Below are 24,691 nucleotides of genomic sequence, written 5' to 3'. Positions count from 1 at the left end.
TTACATGAAAACGTATGTATACAATATATGATTGACAATCAAGGATTACGTTTGTAATATGTATTTAGGGATTACAAGTGTAATCAAGGAGGTTTATACAATGAAAGAATTACCTAAAATATCGGAAGCTGAATTGAAAATTATGAAAGTTCTTTGGTCAAAATCTCCTCAAACAGCGAATGAAGTGATTGAAGAGTTAGAGGTAACAATGGATTGGAAACCAAAAACGATTCGAACGCTTATTAATCGATTAGTTCAAAAAGAAGCTGTTTCTTATCATCAAGAAAAAGGGTGTATGTATGCATATTATCCTTTAGTATCACAAGATAATTATCTACAAGTAGAAACAAAATCTATTTCTTATAAAAATTTTATTTTATTAAGGAAATAAAATATACGAGACTACAAATCAATTTATAGAATGAGGTATAAAACATTGAATAAACGACATATTTTTATAGGTGCTGCAATGAGCAGTATTTTATTATTATCTGCATGTGGTAATTCAGACAATCTTGCTACATCGAAATCAGGAAATTTGACACAAGAAGAATTTAATAAAGAGTTAAGAGAGATTGCAGGAAAACCTGTTTTACAACAAGTAATGTTAGACAAGATTTTACTAGATAAATATAAAGTTTCAGATGATGAAGCAAAGAAAAAAGTTGAAGAATTAAAAAAACAAATGGGCGATAATTTTAAAACCGATTTAACACAACTTGGTGCTAAAGATGAAGATGATCTTAAAACAAACATAAAAACGCAAATAGCCTTTGAAAAAGCTGTTAAAGCTTCAGTTACGGAAAAAGAAATGAAAGATTACTATAAACCAAAATTAAAGGCAAGTCATATTTTAGTAAAAGATGAAAAAACGGCGAAAGAAATAAAAGAAAAATTAAATAATGGAGAAGATTTTGCAGCATTAGCAAAACAATATTCAGAAGATCCTGGTTCAAAAGAAAAAGGTGGAGAATTACCTGAGTTTGGTCCAGGTGAAATGGATTCTAAATTTGAAGAAGCTGCTTATAAATTAGAAGCTGGACAAGTAAGTGATCCAATAAAATCTTCTTATGGTTACCATATTATTAAATTAACAGAGAAAAAAGAGTTAAAACCTTTTGATCAAGAAAAAGATAATATTCGTAAGGAATTGGAACAGAAGCGTTCACAAGATCAACAATGGCAACAACAATTCTTTAAAGATTTATTCAAGAAAGCAGATATAAAAATAACAGATAAAGATTTAAAAGATACTTTTAAAGAATTTGAAAAATAAAGCTATGTACAAAAAAAATAACCCGTACGGGTTATTTTTTTTGTACATAGCTTTAAACTAATGAAATAAAATCTACTTACTTGCCTTAAAAATAAGTAGGAGTGTTTATTTCATTTTTATTATAACATCTTATATCTTAATTATTTATTTGTATAAAAACTAACTATATCATTGTCATATTTAAGTTGCATAAGGTGTCTCGCCAGAGCGTTATCAACCTAAAGTTATGAAGTATCCCCTAAAAGGAATTTTTTATCTCTTTAAAACTATTTATAATCATTCAGCTTTTTTCGTTCCGAGGTATTTGCTTTCTTAGCTTGATGGCGATGGGGTAGATTAATACAAAAAGAAGAGTTTCTATATTTCTTTTTGTATTGGGAGCATCTCATATATTTTTTGGGCTAAAGATTGTGGAGATTCCCTTGACGACCTTTTGATCCAATCAATCAAGACGTTAAATAATCCACCAGCAAAAAATAATACTTGAGCTCTGTTCATGTGATTACTCATTGGATTGTCTGTTTCAAATATAGATTTTATTGCGGAATTAACATAATCAAGAAAAAGACCAGACATATTGGAATCTATTAGTTTTTTTATTAGAACACGATTATTGGCCATAGCAGTAATTAAGTTTTCTATAAAAAGTTGAAGACTATCTTGAGGGTCCAAATCAGTGATTTCTTTTAAAAATTTATCAATGCCTTTTTGCATAGACGCATTGATAACATCGTAAATGGTGTGGTAGTGCTTGTAGAATGTCACCCTTGCAACTCCAGCTTTTTTACAAAGATCTGTAATGGTTATATCATCCAAATTTTTTTCTTGTAGTAGCTGACCCAAAGCTTCTGTAATGTATTGTTGGGAAAGCATCCCATCTTGACGTGATTTTCTCAGAACTAACACATCCCTTCATTTTGTTAGTTTTAGCCCTTATTTAACTAAAAGTGCTTGAAAGAAAAAATTCTACCACTATACTTACAAATGTAAGTACTAATGTTAATACAAATGTTTCGATGATGACTATGCTTATTCTATAAAAGAAATTTGATTACTGTCAATGTGTACAAAAATTCATTTTTCTTGTAGGAATAAAATTTAAATAGTACATAAGAATACAAAAAAGATCATCTGAAGCCATGTACTTACTATTATAAATAACGTAGTTGGAGGAGATTAAAATAGCAAAGTATCTTTACAAATTAGGTAATTGGGCAGCAAAACACGGAAAGAGTGTTGTTTTTAGTACCCTAGGAATTTTAGTCATATTGGGAGTACTAGCTGGAAGTTTAGGTTCCTCTTTCAATGATGAGTTAACGATTCCAGGCACACCAGCTGATAAAGCAAGTAAGTTACTAAAAGAGGAATTCCCTGAATCTCAAAGTACTGGTGCCCAAGTTAAAATAATTTTTAAAGCTCCAGAAGATCAGACATTAGATTCGGAACAGATAAATAAAGTGATTACGGATACTTTGTCTAATATTCAAAAAGATGATTCGAATGTTGAATCAGTTGCAACCCCTGTTCAACTTAAAAATTTAACCGAAGATAAAACCATGGGTTATGCTGTTGTAAATTATAAAAATGATGCTAAAGATATAAAAGAATCATCTAAAAAGAATGTATTAAACAAAATTGAACAAACTCGTGACAAGGGAATTCAAACGGAGTTAACCGGTGATGTGAAATTCACTGTATCTGAATCTCATGGAGAATCAGAGGTTATTGGAATACTTATTGCCTTTCTGATTTTGGCAATTACTTTCGCATCTTTCCTAGCAGCTGGGATGCCTATTATTACTGCTATTATAGGATTAGGCATTGGGATGCTTGGGGTAACGATAGGTTCCAATTACATTGAATTTCAGAATGTTTCGCTTTCCTTGTCTACCATGTTAGGAATAGCCGTTGGAATTGATTATGCTTTATTTATTATAACTCGATTTAGACAACAACTTGGCGAAGGGCATACCGTCAAAGAGTCTATTGCTATAGCAACTGGTACTGCAGGAAGCGCCGTTGTTTTTGCTGGTATCACTGTAATAATTGGGCTTCTTGGATTATCTGTCATGCAGATTCCTTTTTTGACCATGATGGGAGTAGCAGCATCTATTAGTGTATTATGTGCTGTACTGGTTTCCATCATTGTACTTCCAGCCATACTAGGCATGATAGGGCATAGATTTCATCCTTCTAAAAGAAATAAATTCCTGAAAAAAATTACAGGTGCAAAAGAAGGGAAAGTATCTTCGAATAAATGGGGGGAATTTGTCACAAAACATCCATTAGTTATTTCTTTAGTGGCAATTGCATTACTTGCTGTCATTAGTATTCCCTTTTTCCATATGAACCTAGGGCTACCAGATGACGGGGATACCATGTCAAAAGATGCCACGGAAAGAAAAGCATATGATCTTATGACAGAAGCATATGGAGAAGGTGTTCACTCTACTTTAGTTGTGGCAGCAAAAGTAGATAGTAAAAAACGAGATCCACAAGAGATACAAAAAGAAGTAGCGGAATTTACAAAAGAAATTAGTGAATTAAAGACTGTTAAGAGTGTAACGCCAGCTTTCCCTAATTCTTCAGGTGAAGTTTATATTATCACTGTGACCCCAAAAACGGGACCAAATGACATAGAAACAAAAGATCTCGTGAAGCATATTCGAGAAAAATCGGATACAACGAAAAAGGAAAATGGCATTGAACTATTAGTTACTGGTACAACGGCAGTCAATATAGATATGACGGAAAAGCTAAATCAAGCATTACCTATATTTGCTGTGCTTGTAGTCGGATTAGCATACGTTCTATTAGTACTCGTATTTAGATCTATATTGCTTCCTTTAAAAGCAGTGTTAGGCTTCTTGCTTTCATTAGCTGCAACAATAGGATTTGTTGTGTATGTTATTCAAGATGGAAATCTTCTTGATTTATTTGGTTTCCCTTCTTCTAGTCCAATTCTTGCCTTCTTGCCAATCCTTACAATTGGTATTCTTTTTGGATTAGCAATGGACTATGAAGTGTTTCTTGCAAGTCGTATGCGAGAAGTTTACACGCATACAGGCAATCCAAAGGAAGCTATACTTGCAGGGATAAGAGACAGTGGAAAAGTTGTAGCTGCAGCAGGGTTGATCATGATAGCTGTATTTTTTGGCTTTATGCTTATGCCAGACCCAATGGTAAAGGCTATAGGTATGAGTTTAGCATTTGGAGTTATATTTGATGCTTTTGTGGTTAGGTTGACTATTGTTCCGGCCGTTATGACATTGATGGGGAAAGCAGCTTGGTATATGCCAAAATGGCTAGATAAGATTCTCCCAAATATAGATGTTGAAGGGGAATCTATACTGCATAAATCAGAAGGTAAAGATAAAAAGGTTGGATAAATGTAGCTATGAGTTAAAGTTTGATAGAAAATATTGTTTGAACCAACATATTAAGGAAAATAAAAAGAATCCATTTTGAAAAAGATTGATATGCTCCTCATTAGGTAGACAGATAATAAATAAAAATCTGTTTAACTAAGGGGAGTGTTTTTTATGGCTCGAATGAAATATTGGCGATTTTAGCCCTTTATGAAGATAGTCATCAATCAATAGTTTACATTACTACTAAATTTTATGTTAATCCTGGGCGATTAGAGATTGTAAGAGAAAGTATGAAGTGAATAGTATAGATGGCTTAGAAGAAGCACTTTCTTGGAAATGTTATTCAAAAGAGATAAAGTTAGCAGCCATCAATGATTATCTATCAGGACACTATTCGTTAATCAAGATTATCCAAAAATACAATATACCCAGTACTGCGCTTTTGAGAAAATGGATTAAAAAATATAATAATCATAGAGAATTAAATGATACTGGTAAAGGAATGACAAAATCTATGTGGGTTCCCAATAACTAAATGCATGCCCATTAACTTAAGATAACAAAATACCCCTTAAAATGAAAAACTACGCTATTCTTTCTTATGATTCTACAGAAAGAATAAAGTAATTCCATAGATTTTGGGATTATTTTCTTAAGTTACATGAAAACGTATGTATACAATATATGATTGACAATCAAGGATTACGTTTGTAATATGTATTTAGGGATTACAAATGTAATCAAGGAGGTTTATACAATGAAAGAATTACCTAAAATATCGGAAGCTGAATTGGAAATTATGAAAGTTCTTTGGTCAAAATCTCCTCAAACAGCGAATGAAGTGATTGAAGAGTTAGAGGTAACAATGGATTGGAAACCAAAAACGATTCGAACGCTTATTAATCGATTAGTTCAAAAAGAAGCTGTTTCTTATCATCAAGAAAAAGGGTGTATGTATGCATATTATCCTTTAGTATCACAAGATAATTATCTACAAGTAGAAACAAAATCCCTGCTCAAACGGTTTTGTGGTGCAGCATTTAAGCCTTTACTTGTGAATTTCTTAAAAGAAGAAAAACTTTCTTCAGAAGATATTAATGAACTCAAACGCATTCTGGATGAAAAGACTGAGGAAAATCAAAGGAAGGATAAATAGTAATGATAGATATGTTTGTAAATGTCTATCTACCTCGATTTTTTGACTGGGTAATAGAAACATCTATCATGGCAAGTATAGTAGTTGGTTTAATCTTATGTGTTAAAATCCTGCTAAGGAACAAGCTGACCCCACGTTGGCAGTACATGCTATGGTTGATATTAATTGTAAGGCTTTTATTGCCATGGTCACCGAATAGTTCTTATAGTATCTATTCTATCCTTTCTTACAGTACGGGAACTTCAGTTAGCTTTCATCAAGATCCTATAATTGTTTCTCTTCCAAAAGAACATATACAAGCGAAGACAGATAGAGGCGATAAAAAGGTTACCACAAAGGAGAATACCTATGCATCTGGTTCATCACAAATAGCTGAGGAAAGTAAGAAACAAAAACAGAATAATGGAAAGCAAAATAATAAGGGGTTTTCAATTTATACTATCATTTTATATATTTGGCTTGCTGGAGTTATCATATTGAGCTTTACTACTCTCATTATGAATAGACGTTTATTACTCTATTTAAAAAAACAACCTATTATTATAGATCAAAGAGTTGTCGAAATCTTTGAGGACTGTAAAAAATCTATGTCCGTTAAACGAGATATCCCACTACTTTTAGCTGGGAAGATTTCAAGTCCTACTGTGTTTGGATTCATTCAACCAAAGGTGTTATTGTCAAGTGCACATACGGAAATATTAGATGAGCAACAGTTACGTTACATTTTTTATCATGAATTGGCTCATATCAAGCGAAGAGATGTTGGTGTGAATTGGCTTATGCATGGCTTATTGATTTTAAATTGGTTTAACCCGTTTCTTTGGTATGCTTATTCATGCATGCGTGAAGATCAGGAACTGGCGTGTGATGCATTAGCTCTTATATATATAGATGCAAAGGAACAACTTGCATATGGTCATACCATTATTAGCCTTTTAGAACACTATTCAGGTTATTATCAGGTGCCCAGCTTAGCGAACTTAAGTAGAAATAAAAAAACTTTGAAACGGAGAATTCTTATGATTAAAAAATTCCAAAAGAAATCTTATCGTTGGTCTGCAATTGGATTTGTTACAATAGCTGCTATTTCAGTACTAACTTTACTAAATGCACATGGAGAAGAACCAAAACAAATTACAAAAGAACAAAGTATTGGAAAATCTGCAACGTATAAAATTACTCAAGATCCTATTGCAGATATTACTCTCAATTATAATGATGGAGAGGTAATAGCCTCCAATGTAAAGTATCAGCTTGAGATAAAAGAAAGGCCTCCTGAAAGAGTCAATGGAGCCACCTCTGTTGTTATAGATAGAAAACTTCAAAAAATCATAGAAGAGGGGCCGAATAATGAAGGGTTTATTGAAGCAGGAAGAGGAACAATAATCCATTATAAAAAAATAAATAACAATTACTAATCCAATAATCCTACTTATGTAAATGAAAAATCCTTTCAGGTTTCCTGAAAGGATTTTTTAAAATTTCATACGACACAGAAAATATCTTTTCAATTTATAATTATTTTCATTAGTTTAAAACATTTTTTATGAGCCATTAAGATAAATAATCTATAATGATCCATCAACCTAAGAAGTCAGAAATACCCCAAAATAAAAAAGTGAGCTTTTTTGTTACAAATTAGAACAAAATTTCGTACTGGGGGTACTATAAAATTTTAACTTGATAGCAATGCGGCAGGCCCCTATAAAACGTTTATTGCTACATTTAAATAGACAGTATTCCAGACACTAATTGCATTAGTTTTTTTATAAGTATTCAACAAAGCACCTATTTACTCTGAACGAGTTGAAAATGATTCTTTTAGAAAAGATACCAATCTTTAGTTTTGATGCAAAGATTATTCTTGTAAATGGTATAAGGAGGGGGCTTATTTTGACCAAAAGTAATGATGCTTTAAAATTAAGGTATGTGATAAAGTTAATAAATAAATCGGAGGATGAAATGTATAAATTATTGATTGTTGAAGATGAAATGAATATAGCAGATACACTAAAAGAACATCTCGAAAAATATGGATATCATTGTCTCATTGTAGAAGATTTTCAAAAGGTATTAGAAGTCTTTCAAGATTTTCAACCCCATCTTGTCATAATGGATGTTAACCTTCCTGCCTTTGATGGCTATTATTGGTCACGTAAAATAAGACAAATATCGAATTGTCCTATTGTAATTCTCTCTGCTCGTATGAGTGAGGCAGATCAAGTATATGGCATTGAAAATGGGGCTGATGACTTTATTACAAAACCTTTTTTATTAGGAGTGGTACTTGCAAAAATTAATGGACAAATTCGTCGTATATATGGCGAGTATGCAAGGAATGTACAGGAGAAAGCTCTCAAAATAGGAAATACAATTTTAAACTTGGACACTGTACGATTATGCACACCTAATCAGGAGGAGCTATTAACAATAAAAGAATTCCATCTATGTACAATGTTCTTTGAAGCATATCCTAATGTTGTAACAAGACAGCAATTACTTACAGCCATTTGGGATGAGGAAGAATTTGTCGAGGAAAATACCTTAACAGTAAATATTGCAAGACTACGAAAGAAATTAGAAGCCATTCATTCTACTTTAGAAATTATAACTATTCGAGGAATTGGCTATCAATTAACGGAGAAAATCAAATGAAGTTATTTTTAAAAGACCATATGAGCTTTATTATCCTGTATATCATTACGTTTATTAGCTTGCCGATTGTTATTCATCGATTAGATGACTTTGAAAATCATTATACCTATTTTATATTTCTAGCCTTCTCCTTATTAATCGTATTACTTTTTTGTCGTTATTTACGTCGTAAAAAAATGTATGCACATATTGGGAACAAGAACATCCATACGGATAGTTTCATGATTTATCAGCCAGTCGCTCCATACGAGAGAGCATACGCAACTCAATTACAATATATTCAATCCTTATTTCTATCAAAAGAAGAGGAGTATAAGAGTTCTTTACATAATCAGCAATTAATGATTTCTCATGCAGTTCATCAAATGAAAACACCACTTTCTGTCATTCAACTACTTATACAATCCAATCAGTTTAAGGAACCAAGTTCTCTTGCAGAATGGCAAAAAGTAAAAGTTGAATGTGATAAACTGAACTTCTCTTTAAATCAGTTACTAACGTATAGTCGCTCTACTAAATTATTAGCAGATTTGAAAATAGAACCAATTTCATTAAAACATATCGTACAGGAAGTTATTAACGATTTAAGGGATTATTTTATTGAGGAAGAAATTTTTCCTAAAAGCAATATACCAGAGCATATATTGCTTTATTCAGATCGTAAATGGTTAAAGGTTGTGGTTTACCAGTTATTAAGTAACGCTGTTAAATATGGAGAAAAACGCTCTACTATTATAATCCATTATGAAAATGGTCAGTTAGTCATTAAAAACAAAGGAGAAACGATACCTGAAAGTGAAATAAAACGTGTTTTTGAACTGTTTTACACAGGCACGAAAGGACGCACAAAGGGGGAAGCAACTGGCATCGGTCTTTATTTAGTAAAAAGTATCCTTACTACATTAAATCATCCATACCATCTACATTCTAAAAATAATGAAACAACATTTACAATAGATTTATCACAAAGTATAGAAACGGCTACCAAATAAGGTAGCCGTTTTGAATGTGACAATTTTGTCATCTTGCTGTCACGTTGAGAGATGTTAAGAGACAAAGAGCTTATTTATAATCAAATATTGGAGGATACAAAGGAGTGACTTACTGATGTCAAACACAATCTTAGAGGTAAAGGATCTTCAAAAGGAGTATGCAGGTGAAATTATTTATAAAGCATTAAAAGGTATTGATTTTCATTTAGACAGAAAGGAGTTTGTTGCAGTAATGTATCCTTCTGGTAGTGGTAAAACAACATTCCGTAACTGTAGAGGAAAATATTTTATTGCCTTAATGCTCGACTCTGTAAACGTTAAGAAAATGTATAATCACTTAGAGAAATTTACAATCTTTTTGGGGATTAAAGGGAGTTAATGTGCAATCGATCATCAACATATGAAAAATATTGGTGACTACTTTTTTGTTTTGCTGCGACAATGTTTCCGGAGGATGTCATGAAGAGAAGTACCGATTTTCTAAAATCTTTAGATGTAAAATTAATTTTAATTTTGTGTGTATTATTTATAACGAGTATCACTGCTATATATAGTAGTCAGCAAACTGGACAATATGGTAATCAAAACTTTGCGATGAAACAAGGGATTAACTATATAATAGGTGTTGTGTTATTACTACTTGTTGCAAGCATTGATTTAGATCAGCTTCAAAAATTTGCTTGGCCATTCTATATTGTTGGGTTTGCCTCAATCATCATACTTAAAATTTCACCATTTAAAGCTTTAACGCCTGAAATATTAGGGGCAAAAAGATGGTTCAAGGTTCCGGTTCTTGGAGCAATTCAGCCATCGGAGTTTTTTAAAATTGCATTGCTTATTTTAGTTGCGAGTTTGGCAGTGAAGCATAATGAAAAGTATATGGTGCGAACATTTCAAACTGATTTACTTTTAATAGGTAAGATCATTTTGGTATCGATTCCACCAGCATTATTTGTATATAGTCAGCCTGATACGGGAATGGTCTTCCTGTATGCGGCAGGAATCGCAAGTATTTTGTTTATGTCAGGTATTCAAAAGAAATTAATTGCACTGTGTACTTTTATTCCTGCGACTGTATTATCAATGTTAATATTTATATATGTGAGATACCCAGATATTTTTTTTAATAAGTTAGTTACGCTATTAAAGCCACACCAACAATCACGAATTTTAGGATGGCTAGATCCCTTTGAACACACAGACCAAGGGTACCAAGCTCAACAATCTATTTTGGCGGTAGGTAGCGGGGGAATGAACGGGAAAGGATTTGGATACGGAAACGTTTATATCCCAGAAAAGCATACAGATTTTATTTTTGCTACAATTGCTGAAGAAGGTGGATTTTTAATTGCAGCTTTTGTTGTATTTGTGTTCCTTTTTCTTTTGTATCGTATAATTATCATTGGATATTCAGCAGATAATCTATTTGGAACATTATTATGCGCGGGAATAATTGGGGTGTTAACTCTTCAAATTTTTTGGAATGTTGGTATGATTGTTGGATTAATGCCTGTAAAAGGGATCTCTCTTCCATTTTTATCATATGGGGGAAGCTCTTTGTTCTCAAATATGATGATGATGGGGATTATATTGTCTGTACGAAAAACGTATAAAAAGTACATGTTCTCAGTTAGTTAATTTCATAGAGAGGTTGAAGGTACTAGAGGGAATACTTCTAATTGGAATCAGAATATCTCATGCAGTTCATCAAATGAAAACGCCACTTTCTGTTATTCAATTACTTATACAATCCAATCAGTGGAAGGAACCAAATTCAATTGTTGAATGGCAAAAAGTAAAAATTGAATGTGATAAGCTGAATTTTTCTTTAAATCAATTACTAACTTATAGTCGTTCAACTAAATTATTTTTTGAATTATTCTATACAGGCACGAAAGGACGTACAAAGGGGGAAGCAACTGGCATCGGTTTTTATTTAGTAAAAAGTATCCTTACTACATTAAATCATCCATACCATCTACATTCTAAAAATAATGAAACAATATTTACAATAAATTTATCACAAAGTATAGAAGCGGCTACCAAATAAGGTAGCCGTTTTGAATGTGACAATTTTGTCATCTTGCTGTCACATTGAGAGATGTTAAGAAGCAACAAGCATATTTATACTAAAATACTGAAAGATACAAAGGAGTGAAATAATCATGTCAAACACAATCTTGAATGTAAAGAATCTTCAAAAGGATTATACAGGTGAAATTATTTATAAAGCATTAAAAGGAATTGATTTTCATTTAGAAAAGAATGAGTTTGTTGCCGTAATGGGTCCTTCTGGTAGCGGAAAAACAACATTCCTTAACTGTATATCCACAATCGACCCTCCAACTGAGGGATTAGTTACAATTAATTCAAAAAACCCTTATGAATTAAATGATACTGAACTAGCAAAGTTTCGTCGGACAGAATTAGGGTTTGTCTTTCAAGATTTTAATCTTGTTCATACTTTAACAGTAGAGGAAAATATTTTATTACCGTTGACACTCGATTCTGTACAAGCTGCTGAAATGAGTAAGCGTTTAGAGAAAGTTACAACTTTCTTAGGCATTAAAGGAATATTAAAGAAGCGTACATTTGAAATTTCCGGAGGACAAAAACAACGTGTGGCTATTGCACGAGCTGTTATTCATGAACCTGGATTATTATTAGCTGATGAACCGACTGGAAACCTAGATTCTAAAGCGGTAAATGATGTTATGACGTTATTCGAATCGATTAATAAGACTTTTAACACAGCTATTTTAATGGTGACCCATGACGCCTATGTTGCAAGTTTTGCCCACCGTGTAATCTTCATAAAAGACGGTATCCTTTATAATGAAGTGCATCGAGGCGATAATAAAAAGGAGTTTTATCAGGAGATTATGGATACACTTACATTTTTAGGTGGTGGACAGCATGAGTTTTAATCACATAGTTCTTCAAAACATCTTGCGAGATAAATGGACATACATTTCTTACTTTTTGAGCAGTGTATTTTCCATTTTGATATTTTTCTTATTTTCAATTGTATCATTTCATCCAATGCTGGAGATCATTCAAAAAGAAAGCACACTTAGTCTTGTAATGATATTAACGAGCTTTATTGTGTATATTTTTTCATTCGTTTTCATCATTTATTCGATGTTTTCGTTTTTGAAAAAGAAAACGAAAAGTCTTGGTATTTTTATGATTACTGGAGCATCTATGAAGCAAGTGCGTAAGATGGTGTTCAGAGAAAATATGCTTATTGCTGGTGTGGCTATTATAACAGCAATCCTATTAGGACTTATAATTGCCCCTTTATTTTTAATGGTTACTAAAAGAGTGTTACAAGCTGATAGCTTCGGTATGTATTTTCCAATACAATCTATTCTATTAACAATAATCTTATTTATAATTTTGTTCTTTATCGTTTCGAAATTTACCACACGCTTTATTAACAAAGAAGAAGCGATACATTTGCTAAAAGCAGATGTAACACAGGAAAAGTTAATAGCGCCTGCGCCATGGAAGTTGTTACTATCCGTAATTACCAGTGGATTCTTTATACTCTCAGCCCTGTTAGAAATGAATTGGAGTGAATCATATGGAATGATCTATTACATTGGATTGTTTGTTAGCTCACTATTAGCCATTTACTTTATTATTACGCAAGGAACGTTGTTAGCGATTCATACATTACAAAAACAACCGTCATACTTGAAAAAAACAAATATGCTTTATGCTTCGAATCTCAAATCCAAAGGTCGTTCACATGCTAATCTTATCTATTTATTAACAGTATTGTTATTAGGGGTATTTGTATGTACAAGCGTATTGTACAGCTCCTTTTATAGTGTAAAAGGGGAAGCAGAATCCAAACAGCCTTATAGTTTTCAATATACCTCACTTCCAGAAAATAAAAAAGAAGTTGAAAAAGAAGATATTACATTTATTGAATATACATTATCTAAACAAGGTAGTTATGATGCGTATTATTCCTCATTTAAGACAGATACACAACGAAATATCGGGTTTATGTCAGTTTCAAATTATAATGCACTCGGCTTTCATAAGGAAATCTCACTAAAGGATGATGAGTACTATGTTGCAGCTGGAAATAACTATGAGCTTCCAAGTACTGAGCTTATTCATGACTACCCGTTTCCATTTGAAAGGCTTAAATATGTGGGTCTTGAGAAACAAAATATTTTAATGTCAGGGTCCCAAAGAGCATACTATATCGTCCCAGATGTGGTTTATGAAACAATTAATTATCCTGAATTAAAGGTATTTGCTTATGAAGTTGAACATTGGACAGAAAAACTTGAACTGGCTGAAACAATTCTTTCAAAAATTTCACCAATACCGACTGAGCGACGGATATCTTCTAAAATTTATATGTACGAAACTGAAAAAACTACAGCAAGCCTTCTATTCTTTATTGGCTTTATGCTAAGCATTATCTTTTTGAGTGCGGCAATGAGTATACTTTACTTCTATCTTCAAACGTCATTTGAAGAAGAAAAAGAAAAATATGCAGGAATCCGTAAAATTGGTTTTTCTAGAAAAGAATTAATCACTGTTGTGACCAAGGAGTTAGCAACTTTAATTTTTATCCCGTTTGCATTCGCATCTATACTTTTATGTGGAATACTGCTTGGAATGCGTAGCCATTTTTCATCAGTATTTTATGGAGTCACAGTTATAGGTGTAGGGGTATTTTTAGTGCTATTTGTTATAAGCTTTTTCATTATTCGACGGAGTTATGTGAAAAAACTAATGAATTAATAGTACATGTGTTTAATACTCCAGCTACTTAATCTAAATATAATATAGTAAGTTTACCCAAAGTTATACTATTCGAGAGGTTCTATTTTTTATAAAAGAACCTCTTGGATAAACAATTAATACTTTTTTATGAAAGTATATTGAGTATGTAAGAAAACAAAATGGCGTTTTCAAAAGATTAAAAGTATCTGAGTAATATGTAAAGTGGAGGATTTATATTTTATGAGGTTAAATGCTTTTCAATTAAAGATTTTTGCAATGATCTTAATGGTCATTGATCATGTATATACTTACATTCCTGATATGCCAATGTGGATGCATCATCCAGGACGTATTGTATCACCCATTTTCTTCTATTTTGTAGTGGAAGGATTCTTCTATACAAGAAATCGTACAAAGTATGCTACGCGTGTATTTATGTGGGCAGCGATTATGTTTGCAGGATCAGCGTTAATTCAGTATATATTCCCAAGAGAAAATGTACTAGGAAATAATATTTTCTTGTCACTTGGGTTTGGAATAGTTTTATTATGTGTGATTGATTATACCAAGCGTACTAAGAAATATTTAATAGGAATTCCAGCCTCTATTATTGCGGCAGTGTTAGGATTGCTTACAGAAGCGAGCTTGATGGGAGTAGGAATGACTTTAATTTTCTACTTCTTTAGAGAGAAAAAATTCTGGTTAATTATCACATATACTTTACTTTCATTAATGGAAGTTCCAGCTTTAATTATGAGTGGAGAAATTTTCACGGATATGGGACTATTCGGTTACAATAACCAATGGATGATGGTATTTGCATTACCATTTTTCTTCTTATACAACAGAGAGCGTGGTTTAAATAATGCATTCACAAAATATATGTTTTATATTTTCTATCCAGTTCACTTATGGATTATCTATACAATTGGATATTTCATGAGTAAATAAAGATAAAAGCTTTGCATAGTATGCAAAGCTTTCTCTTTTATTCTAGTATCATACCATTACTTCAACAATAGCTTGTCTAGCAAGAACACAACTTTATATACAAGCTATCTTCGGCTTATTTGTGTGTTGGTCCCTACACATTTTCAGGTTCCGAATAAATTTGTTTCTACATACCAATGTTCAGCTGGTAGTGGTCAAAATGCTGGTGTAAATATTCAACTAGAATACGATTTATTAAATGGGAGGATTTTCTAAAAAGTTGCTTAGCGATTTATAATAATAAACCTGTCACTACTACCCATTTTACTTATATTGCCTTCGTCTGAATATATTTAGTCTTGTTCTATATTAAATAAGACAGCTATTTACACAATCGCGTTTTATTCACATGATATAAGCGATATTTTTTTATATTACAAAAATGTAAGGTGTTTGTAACATTCACAGATGTTAGTTTATGTCGAAAAGGCGCAAAATAAGAAAAGGAAAAACAAGTATAGGAGGTATATGAATATGCAAAAACCTGTTGTAGACGTAAAAGATATTAAGAAAGTATATGGTAAAAAAGGTGAAAATCAATCATACGCATTAAAAGGTGTTTCATTCTCAATCAGAAAAGGTGAATTTGTTGGGATCATGGGACCATCTGGATCAGGGAAAACAACGTTATTAAATGTCATTTCTACATTAGATAACGCGACGGATGGCACAATTGAAATTGATGGAAATAATATTACAAAAATGAAGCAGAGTGAACTTTCAGATTTCCGCTCACAAAAGCTCGGATTTATCTTTCAAGATTTTAACCTGTTAGAAAACTTATCAATCTACGAAAATATTGCATTACCGCTTTCACTACAAGGTATCCCTTCACGAAAGATTGGACTGAAAGTCGAAAAAGTAGCGGAAATGTTAGGAATTTCCGCATTACTTCAGAAGTATCCTGCGGAAGTGTCTGGTGGACAAAAGCAACGTTCTGCCGCAGCGCGTGCACTTGTTCATGAGCCAGCGATTATTTTAGGCGATGAGCCAACTGGGGCGCTAGATTCTAAAAACGCAACCAGTCTTCTGGAAGCAATGAGGAGTTTAAATGAAGAACAGGATGTTTCAATTATGATGGTTACCCATGATCCATTTAGTGCGAGTTACTGTCAACGTATTTTATTTATTCAAGATGGAGTGCTGTATAAAGAACTTCACTGCACAACAAATCGTGAAATGTTCTATAAAGAAATTTTAAATGTACTTGCTGATTTAGGTACAAACAAAGCATAAGAAAGGAAGTTGTAATGTGTTGTTCAAACTTTCCATGTCAGGGCTAAAAAGTAAACTAAAAGATTACATTGTCTTATTAGTTGGCCTGATTATGTCCATTTCAATCTTTTATATGTTTCAAACCTTAGCATTAAATAAAGCATTCATTGAAGCGAATTCTATTATTAAGTCAATTGGATTTGTCTTCCATGCGGGTTCAGTTTTATTAGCAATTATCACATTCTTCTATATCTTATATGCAAATTCTTTCTTATTGTCACTTCGTCAAAAAGAATTTGGTATGTATATGATGTTGGGAGCAAAAAAACATAAAGTGACACTACTTATGTTTATTGAGACAATTGTATTAGGTGTGGCATCACTTGTAGTCGGGGTTGCTGTTGGTATAGGGCTTGCACAGTTAATTGGTAAATTACTGATGCAGCAACTTGATTTTGTAGCACCTGGATACCATGCATTTTATGTTCCATCTACAATTATTACTTGTATTTTCTTCTTTGTATTATTTGTACTATCAGCAGTTGTGAATAGTATTAAATTATCACGTATTACAGTTCTGCAACTTGTTCATGCTGATTCAAAAACAGACCGTGTTTCTGTGAAAGGTTCGAAAACTGTTTTCTTTGCTGTCATGAGTATTATTTTATTAGCAATCGGTTATGCTTCTATGATTTACATGGAAAATTTAAGAGAAATAGGAATCATAATCGCGTTAATTACAGTAACATCAGGAACTTATATGTTATTTGTAACGTTCTTACCACTTTTCATTAAGAAATTAAAAAGTAATAAACATCGTACTGAAAAAGGACTGAATGCCTTTACATTTGCACAGTTAAACTTTCGTATTAATAGCTTAACAAAAGTGCTAGCAACTGTAGCAATGCTAGTTGCGCTGGGAGCTGGGGCAATATCTGGTGGTATGGCCTTCAAAAATAACGCTATGCAGGCTGTAGATGATATTTCAATTTATGATGTTACGATTCACAACCCAACAGCTGAAGAAAAGAAGATTTTAGATGGTATTACATTTAAAGAGAAAGGTGAATACCGTTATAAGACTGATGATAAATACGTTTATTATCTAAAAGAAGATTTAGAGAAAAATCCTCCGTTTATAATGGATTTTAATAGTATTAAAGAAAGAAAAGTGAAAAAAGCTTCTGAAGAATTACCAGTAGGAGCGATTTCAAGATTCAGCCAAGAAAAGTCTGATAATGTAATTCCACAAGAATGGGATATTGCTTTCCATTCGCTTGAACCATTGTATGTACATCCTAATCATACAATTAAAATTGTCGATCAAAAAATGTATGTTGGTTTAAAAGGAGCAGAGGGCGCTGTAGTTATTGGGAAAACAGATGATTTTTTAACATACAAGAAAGAATGGAAAAAAATCGACAAGTTGCAGCAAGCTAAATATAAAAATGTAAACGCTGAAATGATGCATAGTAAATATCAAACTTATGAAATGAGCTATGGTTTGGCCAGTGGAACAGTCTTCATGGGCTTCTTCCTCGGAATTGCTTTCTTAGCAATGATGGCAAGTTGTTTAATGTTTAAAATTCTATCCGGTGCATCAAGCGATATTACACGTTATCAAATGCTACGTAAAATTGGTGTTCGCCGTGAATTATTAACAAGATCAATTTATAAAGAGTTATTCTTAGTATTCTTATTTCCAGCAATTGTTGGGATTGCACATGTATTAGTTGGTATGAATATCTTCTCGTTCATATTGGCTGATCCATATTTCAAAATTTGGTTTCCAATTGCCATTTTCGTAGTCATTTACGCAACTTACTATTTCATTACAGTGCAATTATATAAAGGAATTGTCCTTTCAAAAGAAGACTGAGAACTAAAAACCACTCTTGCATTGCTAAACTAAAAATATAGCAGTATATATTTTAGTCTTAGCAAACACATTGTATTTACTATTACGTATATAAAAGGAGACGAGAAAAAATGAAAAAATTAGTAGGAATCGGATTAGTAGCAGCAATTTCATTCGGAACATTATCAGGTTGTTCTTTATCAGGAAAGAAATCAAATGGTTTTGTAGTATACGGAACAGAACAACAAGTTCAACAATTAGCAGATCAGAAGAAAAATGATGTAAAAGAAAAAGATGTGTATAAAATGAAACTTGCAACATTAGAAAACAAGAAAGTACTTGTTATGGATAAAAAAACTGGTGAAGAACTAGTGAAAAAAGAGTTACTTAAGAAAGTAGAAAAAGATGATAATATAAAAGCAATTGATAAATTACCAGCTGTAACAGCGGATCAAGGTGTATTATTTACGAAAGAAAAAGTAGAAAACATGACAATTGACGGTGTTAAATTAAAATACGAAGGTAACACAATCATCGGTGATGGTCGCTTTTATGCAGATATGTTTGCAATCGTAGATGATGTTGCATATAACAAAGTAAAAGGAGAAGAAAAATCTGTAGGTGTATTAGAGTTTGATAAAGACCCTAAAAATGAAATGCAAGATACTAAAAACAAGGTAGAAGAAGTACAACTTGTTAACATCAAAAAATAAGTCATACGTTAAAAAAGCTTTGTGAAATTCACAAAGCTTTTCTCTTTACTCATGAATTATCTACTAATGTCGCAAAGGTGTGTTTCATGCTCTATTTAGGGGCAACACCATCGGTTTTAAGTTAACCACCAGAAATATCCTAATGCACATAAAGTTAAAATTCTATATTGCTCAAAAAACGGATCAACACCTCAAAATTTCTCAGTTCACTTCTATAACTGGTTTAAAATCAGTAGAACAACATCAGTAAATTATAGAGGCGTGCAAAAATAAAGATAAAGAAACAACAGCACATATTGTAGGATAAAACTGATTAATCCTCGGGGAATTACTAACTTAAGAGACAGATTGAGTTGAGAAATTTGCGCCCTATTTTTTAGGCATATGTACTGCATTCTTCTTTGAGTTCACATTTATATTGAATCGAGCAATGGAATTATTAGGTGGTAGCTGGATATGGAGTGCCTCATTAAGGTCTATTTTCATATTTCCATTCCTTTTATTTCTTGTTATGAGTAGAAAAAAACTAAAAGTATTATTACAAGTTATAAGAGAGGATTTAAGAGCATGGTTTTTATGGAGATTTGTAGATTTTGGTCTATTTTATGCTCCATTCTAAGTTTATGTCAAAAATTTAATAACTAAGTGAAAGGATATGAATAAAATCCGATGTCCCATATATATAGAAACATCGTTTTTTAGCGTAAGAAATTCTCGTTTTGTTGGTGTTACCCCATCGCTATCAAGCTAAGCTTATGCAAAGTCAATTTTAGGCGAGATTGTTTCTTTTTTCTAAGGGGCAAGTGTAGGTGATTGAAAGATTTGCATACGAAATAAACCCTAATGGGTTTCACTTTTTTGAATTAAGCGGCTTGATTATCAGACATGGAATTGTAAACGACACCTAATATATCAAAGACCGTTTTTTTCTCATATCGATGAGATTTCCGCCCGTTTTGCTGTAGGAGATTGAACAGACGAAGTAACACCTTTGATAGCTCTTGGGTGTTTTTTTGTATAGTTTGGAATAGAAGAAGAAAATAGTCTTTAATCATATATATGGCTTTATACTCACTAAGCTCTCGTTTTTTCTTCATGAGGAGCAATTGGCGCATTTGAAACATGATAGAAGAACAGAGTAGAATGGCAATCAACTGACCATATAAATGGCACTCCAATCGTTCTGGTTTTATCTTTTTACAATGATGAATTTGAAAGAATGACTTCCACGTTTTAAATAAAATTTCGATTTGCCAACGCAAAGAATACCAGTCATGTACCTGTCCCATCGGGACAATATCTGTAGGGTTGTTTGTCATATATACATTGATACCACTGAGTCGTTTACTACGAGAAGAATACTTCATTCCTTTCTTTTTTTCTCTTACAGCTTGATCTTGTAATCGTTTTTGTTGCTGTTGTTTTGTTAATCGATGAACAATTACACGAGCTGGCACTTTATCAATCATTCCTACATAAGCATCAGCTATTTCACATGTTTGTCCTGGTTGAAGAGAGTTCAGTAACATCTCCATATCTAACTGTATATACTCTGTACCTTTCTTAATTCTTCCATCTTGAAAATAATCAGGGTTAGGATTTTTTGATACATACGTGTATTCGACTTGATACGAGAGATATAGTAGGCCTCTTTATCTTGTATATATTGAAGGTCTTTTAAATGAAAATAACCTAAATCTCGGATACATAAATCATTTGCCGTCACAGTTGGGGCACACAGAGAGCCGTAAGTACTATCATGTTGTTTACCTGGACCTGTATGAATATGTAGGAACTGTCCGCTTAACAAATCATACTCAAGTTGAATTTTTATCCCAGCAGTATGGCTACATCCTCCTGCACCTGGATAAACCGATGAAAATACATCGGGGAGTTGAAATGCAGTTGAATCTAAAATACGAATACGCTTGAAAACAGAAATGTATGGAGAAGAAATCGGCATAGATGCGGCCAATTTTTTGCTTAGTAGTTCGGCTAGTAGGTGTTGTAAAAGTTGGACGGCTGCCTTATTAAACCGTTGATTCAGTCCCTCAGGACTGATGAGTACTTCTGTTGATGCTTCTAAACAGCTAGATAATTGAATTAAAGAAGTCATAGGTACATTTTGGCTCACCCATACAAATAAAGCTACTAAATCTTTTGCTTGATACTTACTAGTTCGTTGTACAAAACCAACATCTCTAGCAAGATCCCGTAAGGTATTTGGAGATAAAAAACGTTGAATCTCTTGAGCAAATAGTTGTAATTCATCAAACACAGAAACAGACATAAAAAACGCCACCCTTTCCTATGAATCTACAGAAAGAATAGCGTATTTTTTCGTTTTGTGGATATATATTTTTAACTCGATGGCGATGTGGTGTTACCTCAAATATAATTATTTTATTTGAAGGTTGTAGTTGTAGAATAAAGTTTGATTAAAAGGCTCCTTTCAATTCTTGTTTAGCAAAAAAAAGAGCAGCTCCATTTTGAAAAAAGATTGATCGGGCAAATACCTCAAAGATTAGTTAGAGGAAGTGATTTCCTTCAGAAACGCCTTTGTCTGCTTCAGACTAAGTATACTGGCGGGAGAGGCCATACCAAACTGATAGCCGTGACCCGCTTTTATCTCGTTGGGGTCGAAAAACAAAGAAGTAACTGGAACGTCTTTTTCTTTAAGTGCAGCGACGAAAGTCCTGGCTTGTGTTTCAAATGAATTCGTATTGCCGTCGGTTACAAATGCAGGAGGGAAGTCTTTAGTGATGTACTTTGACAGATTTAAGACATCAAACTTCGGATTGTCCATCCAGTTCTTATCACCCAAAATGCCCCAGCCCATACGTTTGATCATGAATTGTTGCAGGGGCTTTAGATCACTATGCTGAAATGCTGTAATATCAAAGGGAGCGCTATATAGTAATAAGCCCTTGATTGTATTCGTAGATACGGATTGCGGAACTCCCATGAGATTTGCATATTCGGAATTGGTTTGGATCAGGGCAAACTCCCCGGCCAAGAAAGCTCCCGCTGAGGAACCAGCCAAGATCACCTGCGATGGGTCCAAGGGATATTTTTGAGCTAACTGTTGCAAATAAGACAATACCTCGCCGACTTGTTTCGTCTGATCAAACAAAGTGGCTCCTGGCGCTAACTCGTAATTCATGGATACTACAGCAAAGCCTTCCAAGGCTAGTGCCCTTGAATAATCGGCAGGCATATACTTGTCTCCACTAATAAAGCCTCCACCGTGGATAAAGATGATCACAGGCAGTGGCTTCGAATTGGTTTGAGGGAGGTAAAGGTCCAATTTATTTTCTTGGTACTTGGATGGATATGAGATGTCAGAGAGAACCCGAGTTTGTTTCATAAGAGCGGGCAAATCGGATGGATGGGAGCCAAAATTTTCAGGGTTATTTTTGCTGGTAAGCATTTGGAGCACCCAAATGCTCGGCTGAGGTGCCCAAATGGTGAAGGCAGCCGTGATTAGAGCAATCATCAAAACAGCAATCCCTGTAAGCTTCATTAATTTGAATTTGCGCTTTTTTTCTATTCGTTGGTTGTGTATTTGTACTTGTGTCATTGGTTAACCTCCTGTATCCATGTCTTCGGTCTGAGCATAACCGGTTATTTTTAATATGAATTTCATGGACAATCTTGTTTATTTAATTATATCACCTCTAAACTGAATCTTAATTCAAAAACTTATTCAATTAAATGGTCTAATTGTAGCCTTGGAATAAAGTTTTACTAAATTAACTTAATAAAGCTTGATAAAAGAACAAATAGAAAAAGCATGTTTTGAAACAAATTGATCAAAACACCCTATTTTTATATTTAATTGAATAACAGAGGAGTTTCTATTAACTAGTTTAGTCGAAAAAGGAAACATACTGAGGTTGATATACAAGTGATCAACCTATACTGCAGTAATGATTATAATAATACTTATAATCATTAAAGACCATTCAATAACTGGAGAAAAGTATCCGTTCGTACTTAATGTAGAAGAACTTACACCTAGTATTAAAATAACCATTTGTAAAGGTCAGTTTTTAACCAACCCGAATCCTCCTCCAAACATTTAATCCTTATTTTTCCATATAATAAAATAAGAATGTGAATAATTGTAAGATGGTTATCTATGGGTATTTAACTCATTTTTTCTTTTTGGGGGTATTTGCATTTCTTAGCTTGATGGCGATGTGGGGTAGCCCCCCATACCCAACATAATATGAAAAATCTCAATCTCATTTTTATAGGATGAAATGAGATTGAGACTCTTTTGTTGTTTATTTGCTGGATAATGGAATGGTAACTAAAAATTGTACGCCTTGTTTGGTATTATTCATAGAATACGTGATAGAAAGGGATTCGAAAATTTGTTTTACAATATATAATCCTAAGCCACTCCCTCCAGTATTTCGATTTCTTGACTTTTCGATTCGATAAAAGGGTTCGAATATGTGTTGTATATTCTCTTCTTTAATTTCGACACCTGTATTAATGATCTGCATTTCGATATGGTTTTGCTCAGATTCTTGGTTTAACTTAATATAGACCTTTTCGTTAAGTGGTGAATACATAATCGCATTATGAATAATGTTTTTACAAGCTTTTTCTAAAAGAACACAATCCGTATAAACAAAAATGTCAGAATCGAATTCTTTTATTATTTGAATGCCTTTTTGAGAAGCAAAAAATTCGAGGTCTTTTGTGATTGTACCTATTAACTTCGAAAGATTTACTTCTTCTACTTGTGGTTTAAAGGTATGTTGTTCTAGTTTTGACGTGCTTAAAATTTCGCGAACCAGCTGTTCCATATTTCCAATTATTTGATGGTTTTTCTTTAAATATTGGTCACGATTTTGATAAGGGCCGATATTATATATCATCCCTTCTAAGTAACCTTTCATAACAGTAAGAGGAGTTTTTAATTCATGTGCTACAATGGCAAAGAATTCCCTTCGCTTTGTTTCTATTTCTCTTTCTTTTTCAATATCACTTTTCAATTGCTGATTCGCTTTTTGTAAATCAAAAATTGCCTGTTGTAAATTTATGGACATATCATTCAAGCTATTGGACAATTCCCCTAATTCATCCATAGAACGAACCTCAATTTTTTCGGAGAAATCCAAGTTTGCCATCTTTTGTGCACCTTCATTAATATAAATAAGTGGTTTAGTAATAAACCTTGAATAGAGATAAGCACTTCCTAAACCGATAACCAGTACAATGATACTAATATAGGGTAGAAAACGTACCAAGACCTGTGAAGCTTCATCGATCGGTTGAAATGTTGCGAACACCACAAGCGTTAAGTTAATATCTTGGAATTGTATTGGCTTGCTAACCTCATATGAATTACCATGATTATCTAAACTCCTTGCTGGTACTGTTTTAACATAACCTGTTGCCTGAGTATCACCTCTTTGAATCGCACTTCCTTGAATAGTGCTTTGAAGAATAGTAATAGTAGGAGAATAAATAAGCCTTCCCTCATTATTTTGAAGATAGATCACTGCATTATTTTTTTGTGCGTATTCATCAACAAGTGGTATTGCATTTTGAAACGTAAGATCTTTAGATTTATCAATTATTTCTTCGATTCCCGTTTGAAGCTGATCTGTTTTGTATTGCTCATAAAATTTAGGGAGAAAGAAGTATAAAGTTACATAAATTAAGGTTGCAAAGGCTAACAAAATGAGGGATGTAG

General features: G+C 33.0%; 16 protein-coding genes and 7 pseudogenes. 19 read left to right on the top strand and 4 right to left on the bottom strand.

The features are described from left to right. Positions 1-100: 100 nt before the first annotated feature. Positions 101-358: pseudogene (locus RBB48_RS29110) on the top strand (BlaI/MecI/CopY family transcriptional regulator); the annotation flags it as partial. Between the two features lie 78 nt (positions 359-436). Continuing rightward, entirely contained in the window at positions 437-1,276 is an 840-nt protein-coding gene (locus RBB48_RS29105) for a peptidylprolyl isomerase (RefSeq protein ID WP_306008613.1), read from the top strand. A gap of 357 nt (positions 1,277-1,633) precedes the next feature. Here the strand turns inward: RBB48_RS29105 and RBB48_RS29100 are convergent, their stop codons facing one another. Beyond that, positions 1,634-2,182 (bottom strand): TetR/AcrR family transcriptional regulator, encoded by a 549-nt coding sequence (locus tag RBB48_RS29100; RefSeq protein ID WP_306008612.1) that lies wholly within the window; start codon positions 2,180-2,182, stop codon positions 1,634-1,636. 275 nt (positions 2,183-2,457) lie between these two features. Here RBB48_RS29100 and RBB48_RS29095 point away from each other — a divergent pair, with 275 nt between their 5' ends. The 17 genes and pseudogenes from RBB48_RS29095 to RBB48_RS31800 all read left to right on the top strand — a co-directional run. Continuing rightward, positions 2,458-4,665, top strand: coding sequence for an MMPL family transporter (locus tag RBB48_RS29095; protein ID WP_371878405.1), 2,208 nt, complete (start codon positions 2,458-2,460; stop codon positions 4,663-4,665). Positions 4,666-4,942: 277 nt separating this feature from the next. Then, positions 4,943-5,182, top strand: a complete 240-nt coding sequence (locus tag RBB48_RS29090) for a transposase (protein ID WP_306008610.1) — start codon at positions 4,943-4,945, stop codon at positions 5,180-5,182. 222 nt (positions 5,183-5,404) lie between these two features. Beyond that, positions 5,405-5,803, top strand: a complete 399-nt coding sequence (locus tag RBB48_RS29085; protein WP_306008609.1) for a BlaI/MecI/CopY family transcriptional regulator — start codon at positions 5,405-5,407, stop codon at positions 5,801-5,803. Between the two features lie 2 nt (positions 5,804-5,805). After that, positions 5,806-6,951 (top strand): annotated as a pseudogene (locus RBB48_RS29080) (M56 family metallopeptidase); the annotation flags it as partial. 814 nt (positions 6,952-7,765) lie between these two features. Further along, a complete protein-coding gene (locus tag RBB48_RS29075; protein WP_306008615.1) occupies positions 7,766-8,458 on the top strand; it encodes a response regulator transcription factor in 693 nt (230 codons plus the stop codon). Next, positions 8,455-9,450: a sensor histidine kinase gene (locus RBB48_RS29070; protein ID WP_306008608.1), complete on the top strand. Its 996-nt coding sequence runs from the start codon at positions 8,455-8,457 to the stop codon at positions 9,448-9,450. Before RBB48_RS29075 ends, RBB48_RS29070 begins: the two co-directional genes overlap by 4 nt. A 115-nt stretch (positions 9,451-9,565) precedes the next feature. After that, positions 9,566-9,724, top strand: a pseudogene (locus tag RBB48_RS31805) (bacitracin ABC transporter ATP-binding protein); the annotation flags it as partial. 185 nt (positions 9,725-9,909) lie between these two features. Further along, positions 9,910-11,088 carry an FtsW/RodA/SpoVE family cell cycle protein gene (locus tag RBB48_RS29060; RefSeq protein WP_306008606.1) on the top strand — a complete coding sequence of 393 codons (1,179 nt, stop codon included), beginning with the start codon at positions 9,910-9,912 and terminating at the stop codon, positions 11,086-11,088. A 46-nt stretch (positions 11,089-11,134) separates the two neighbouring features. Then, positions 11,135-11,500, top strand: a pseudogene (locus RBB48_RS29055) (ATP-binding protein); the annotation flags it as partial. A 115-nt stretch (positions 11,501-11,615) separates the two neighbouring features. After that, positions 11,616-12,377: an ABC transporter ATP-binding protein gene (locus tag RBB48_RS29050; RefSeq protein ID WP_306008604.1), complete on the top strand. Its 762-nt coding sequence runs from the start codon at positions 11,616-11,618 to the stop codon at positions 12,375-12,377. Further along, complete coding sequence (locus tag RBB48_RS29045; protein ID WP_306008603.1) at positions 12,367-14,220, top strand: FtsX-like permease family protein; 1,854 nt, start codon at positions 12,367-12,369, stop codon at positions 14,218-14,220. The genes RBB48_RS29050 and RBB48_RS29045 overlap by 11 nt, the downstream gene beginning before the upstream one ends. A gap of 222 nt (positions 14,221-14,442) precedes the next feature. Beyond that, the gene (locus RBB48_RS29040) at positions 14,443-15,153 is read left to right on the top strand and encodes a TraX family protein (RefSeq protein WP_306008602.1); all 711 of its coding nucleotides are present in this window, start codon (positions 14,443-14,445) and stop codon (positions 15,151-15,153) included. A gap of 75 nt (positions 15,154-15,228) precedes the next feature. Next, positions 15,229-15,399: pseudogene (locus RBB48_RS29035) on the top strand (IS4 family transposase); the annotation flags it as partial. Positions 15,400-15,666: 267 nt separating this feature from the next. Further along, entirely contained in the window at positions 15,667-16,428 is a 762-nt protein-coding gene (locus RBB48_RS29030; protein WP_306008601.1) for an ABC transporter ATP-binding protein, read from the top strand. Positions 16,429-16,444: 16 nt separating this feature from the next. Beyond that, a complete protein-coding gene (locus RBB48_RS29025) occupies positions 16,445-18,286 on the top strand; it encodes an FtsX-like permease family protein (protein WP_306008600.1) in 1,842 nt (613 codons plus the stop codon). A gap of 110 nt (positions 18,287-18,396) precedes the next feature. Next, entirely contained in the window at positions 18,397-18,978 is a 582-nt protein-coding gene (locus RBB48_RS29020) for a lipoprotein BA_5634 family protein (protein WP_306008599.1), read from the top strand. Between the two features lie 382 nt (positions 18,979-19,360). Then, positions 19,361-19,591, top strand: a pseudogene (locus tag RBB48_RS31800) (multidrug resistance efflux transporter family protein); the annotation flags it as partial. A gap of 250 nt (positions 19,592-19,841) precedes the next feature. On the opposite strand, the pseudogene RBB48_RS29010 reads toward RBB48_RS31800, so the two are convergent. The 3 genes and pseudogenes from RBB48_RS29010 to RBB48_RS29000 all read right to left on the bottom strand — a co-directional run. Then, positions 19,842-21,268, bottom strand: a pseudogene (locus RBB48_RS29010) (IS4 family transposase). Between the two features lie 234 nt (positions 21,269-21,502). Next, complete coding sequence (locus RBB48_RS29005) at positions 21,503-22,558, bottom strand: alpha/beta hydrolase (protein WP_306008598.1); 1,056 nt, start codon at positions 22,556-22,558, stop codon at positions 21,503-21,505. Between the two features lie 709 nt (positions 22,559-23,267). Beyond that, positions 23,268-24,691: sensor histidine kinase (locus RBB48_RS29000; protein WP_306008597.1), on the bottom strand; the 1,424-nt coding region annotated here is incomplete at its 5' end.

The organism is Bacillus sp. MMSF_3353 (assembly GCF_030733445.1).
GTDB lineage: Bacteria > Bacillota > Bacilli > Bacillales > Bacillaceae_G > Bacillus_A > Bacillus_A wiedmannii.
This window is presented reverse-complemented; position numbering and strand designations above follow the sequence as displayed.

Coding starts and splice junctions, on each gene's coding strand:
- RBB48_RS29060 (WP_306008606.1), top strand. CDS start 9,910: ATGAAGAGAAGTACCGATTTTCTAAAATCTTTAGATGTAAAATTAATT.
- RBB48_RS29020 (WP_306008599.1), top strand. CDS start 18,397: ATGAAAAAATTAGTAGGAATCGGATTAGTAGCAGCAATTTCATTCGGA.
- RBB48_RS29050 (WP_306008604.1), top strand. CDS start 11,616: ATGTCAAACACAATCTTGAATGTAAAGAATCTTCAAAAGGATTATACA.
- RBB48_RS29040 (WP_306008602.1), top strand. CDS start 14,443: ATGAGGTTAAATGCTTTTCAATTAAAGATTTTTGCAATGATCTTAATG.
- RBB48_RS29070 (WP_306008608.1), top strand. CDS start 8,455: ATGAAGTTATTTTTAAAAGACCATATGAGCTTTATTATCCTGTATATC.
- RBB48_RS29085 (WP_306008609.1), top strand. CDS start 5,405: ATGAAAGAATTACCTAAAATATCGGAAGCTGAATTGGAAATTATGAAA.
- RBB48_RS29075 (WP_306008615.1), top strand. CDS start 7,766: ATGTATAAATTATTGATTGTTGAAGATGAAATGAATATAGCAGATACA.
- RBB48_RS29030 (WP_306008601.1), top strand. CDS start 15,667: ATGCAAAAACCTGTTGTAGACGTAAAAGATATTAAGAAAGTATATGGT.
- RBB48_RS29045 (WP_306008603.1), top strand. CDS start 12,367: ATGAGTTTTAATCACATAGTTCTTCAAAACATCTTGCGAGATAAATGG.
- RBB48_RS29005 (WP_306008598.1), bottom strand. CDS start 22,558: ATGACACAAGTACAAATACACAACCAACGAATAGAAAAAAAGCGCAAA.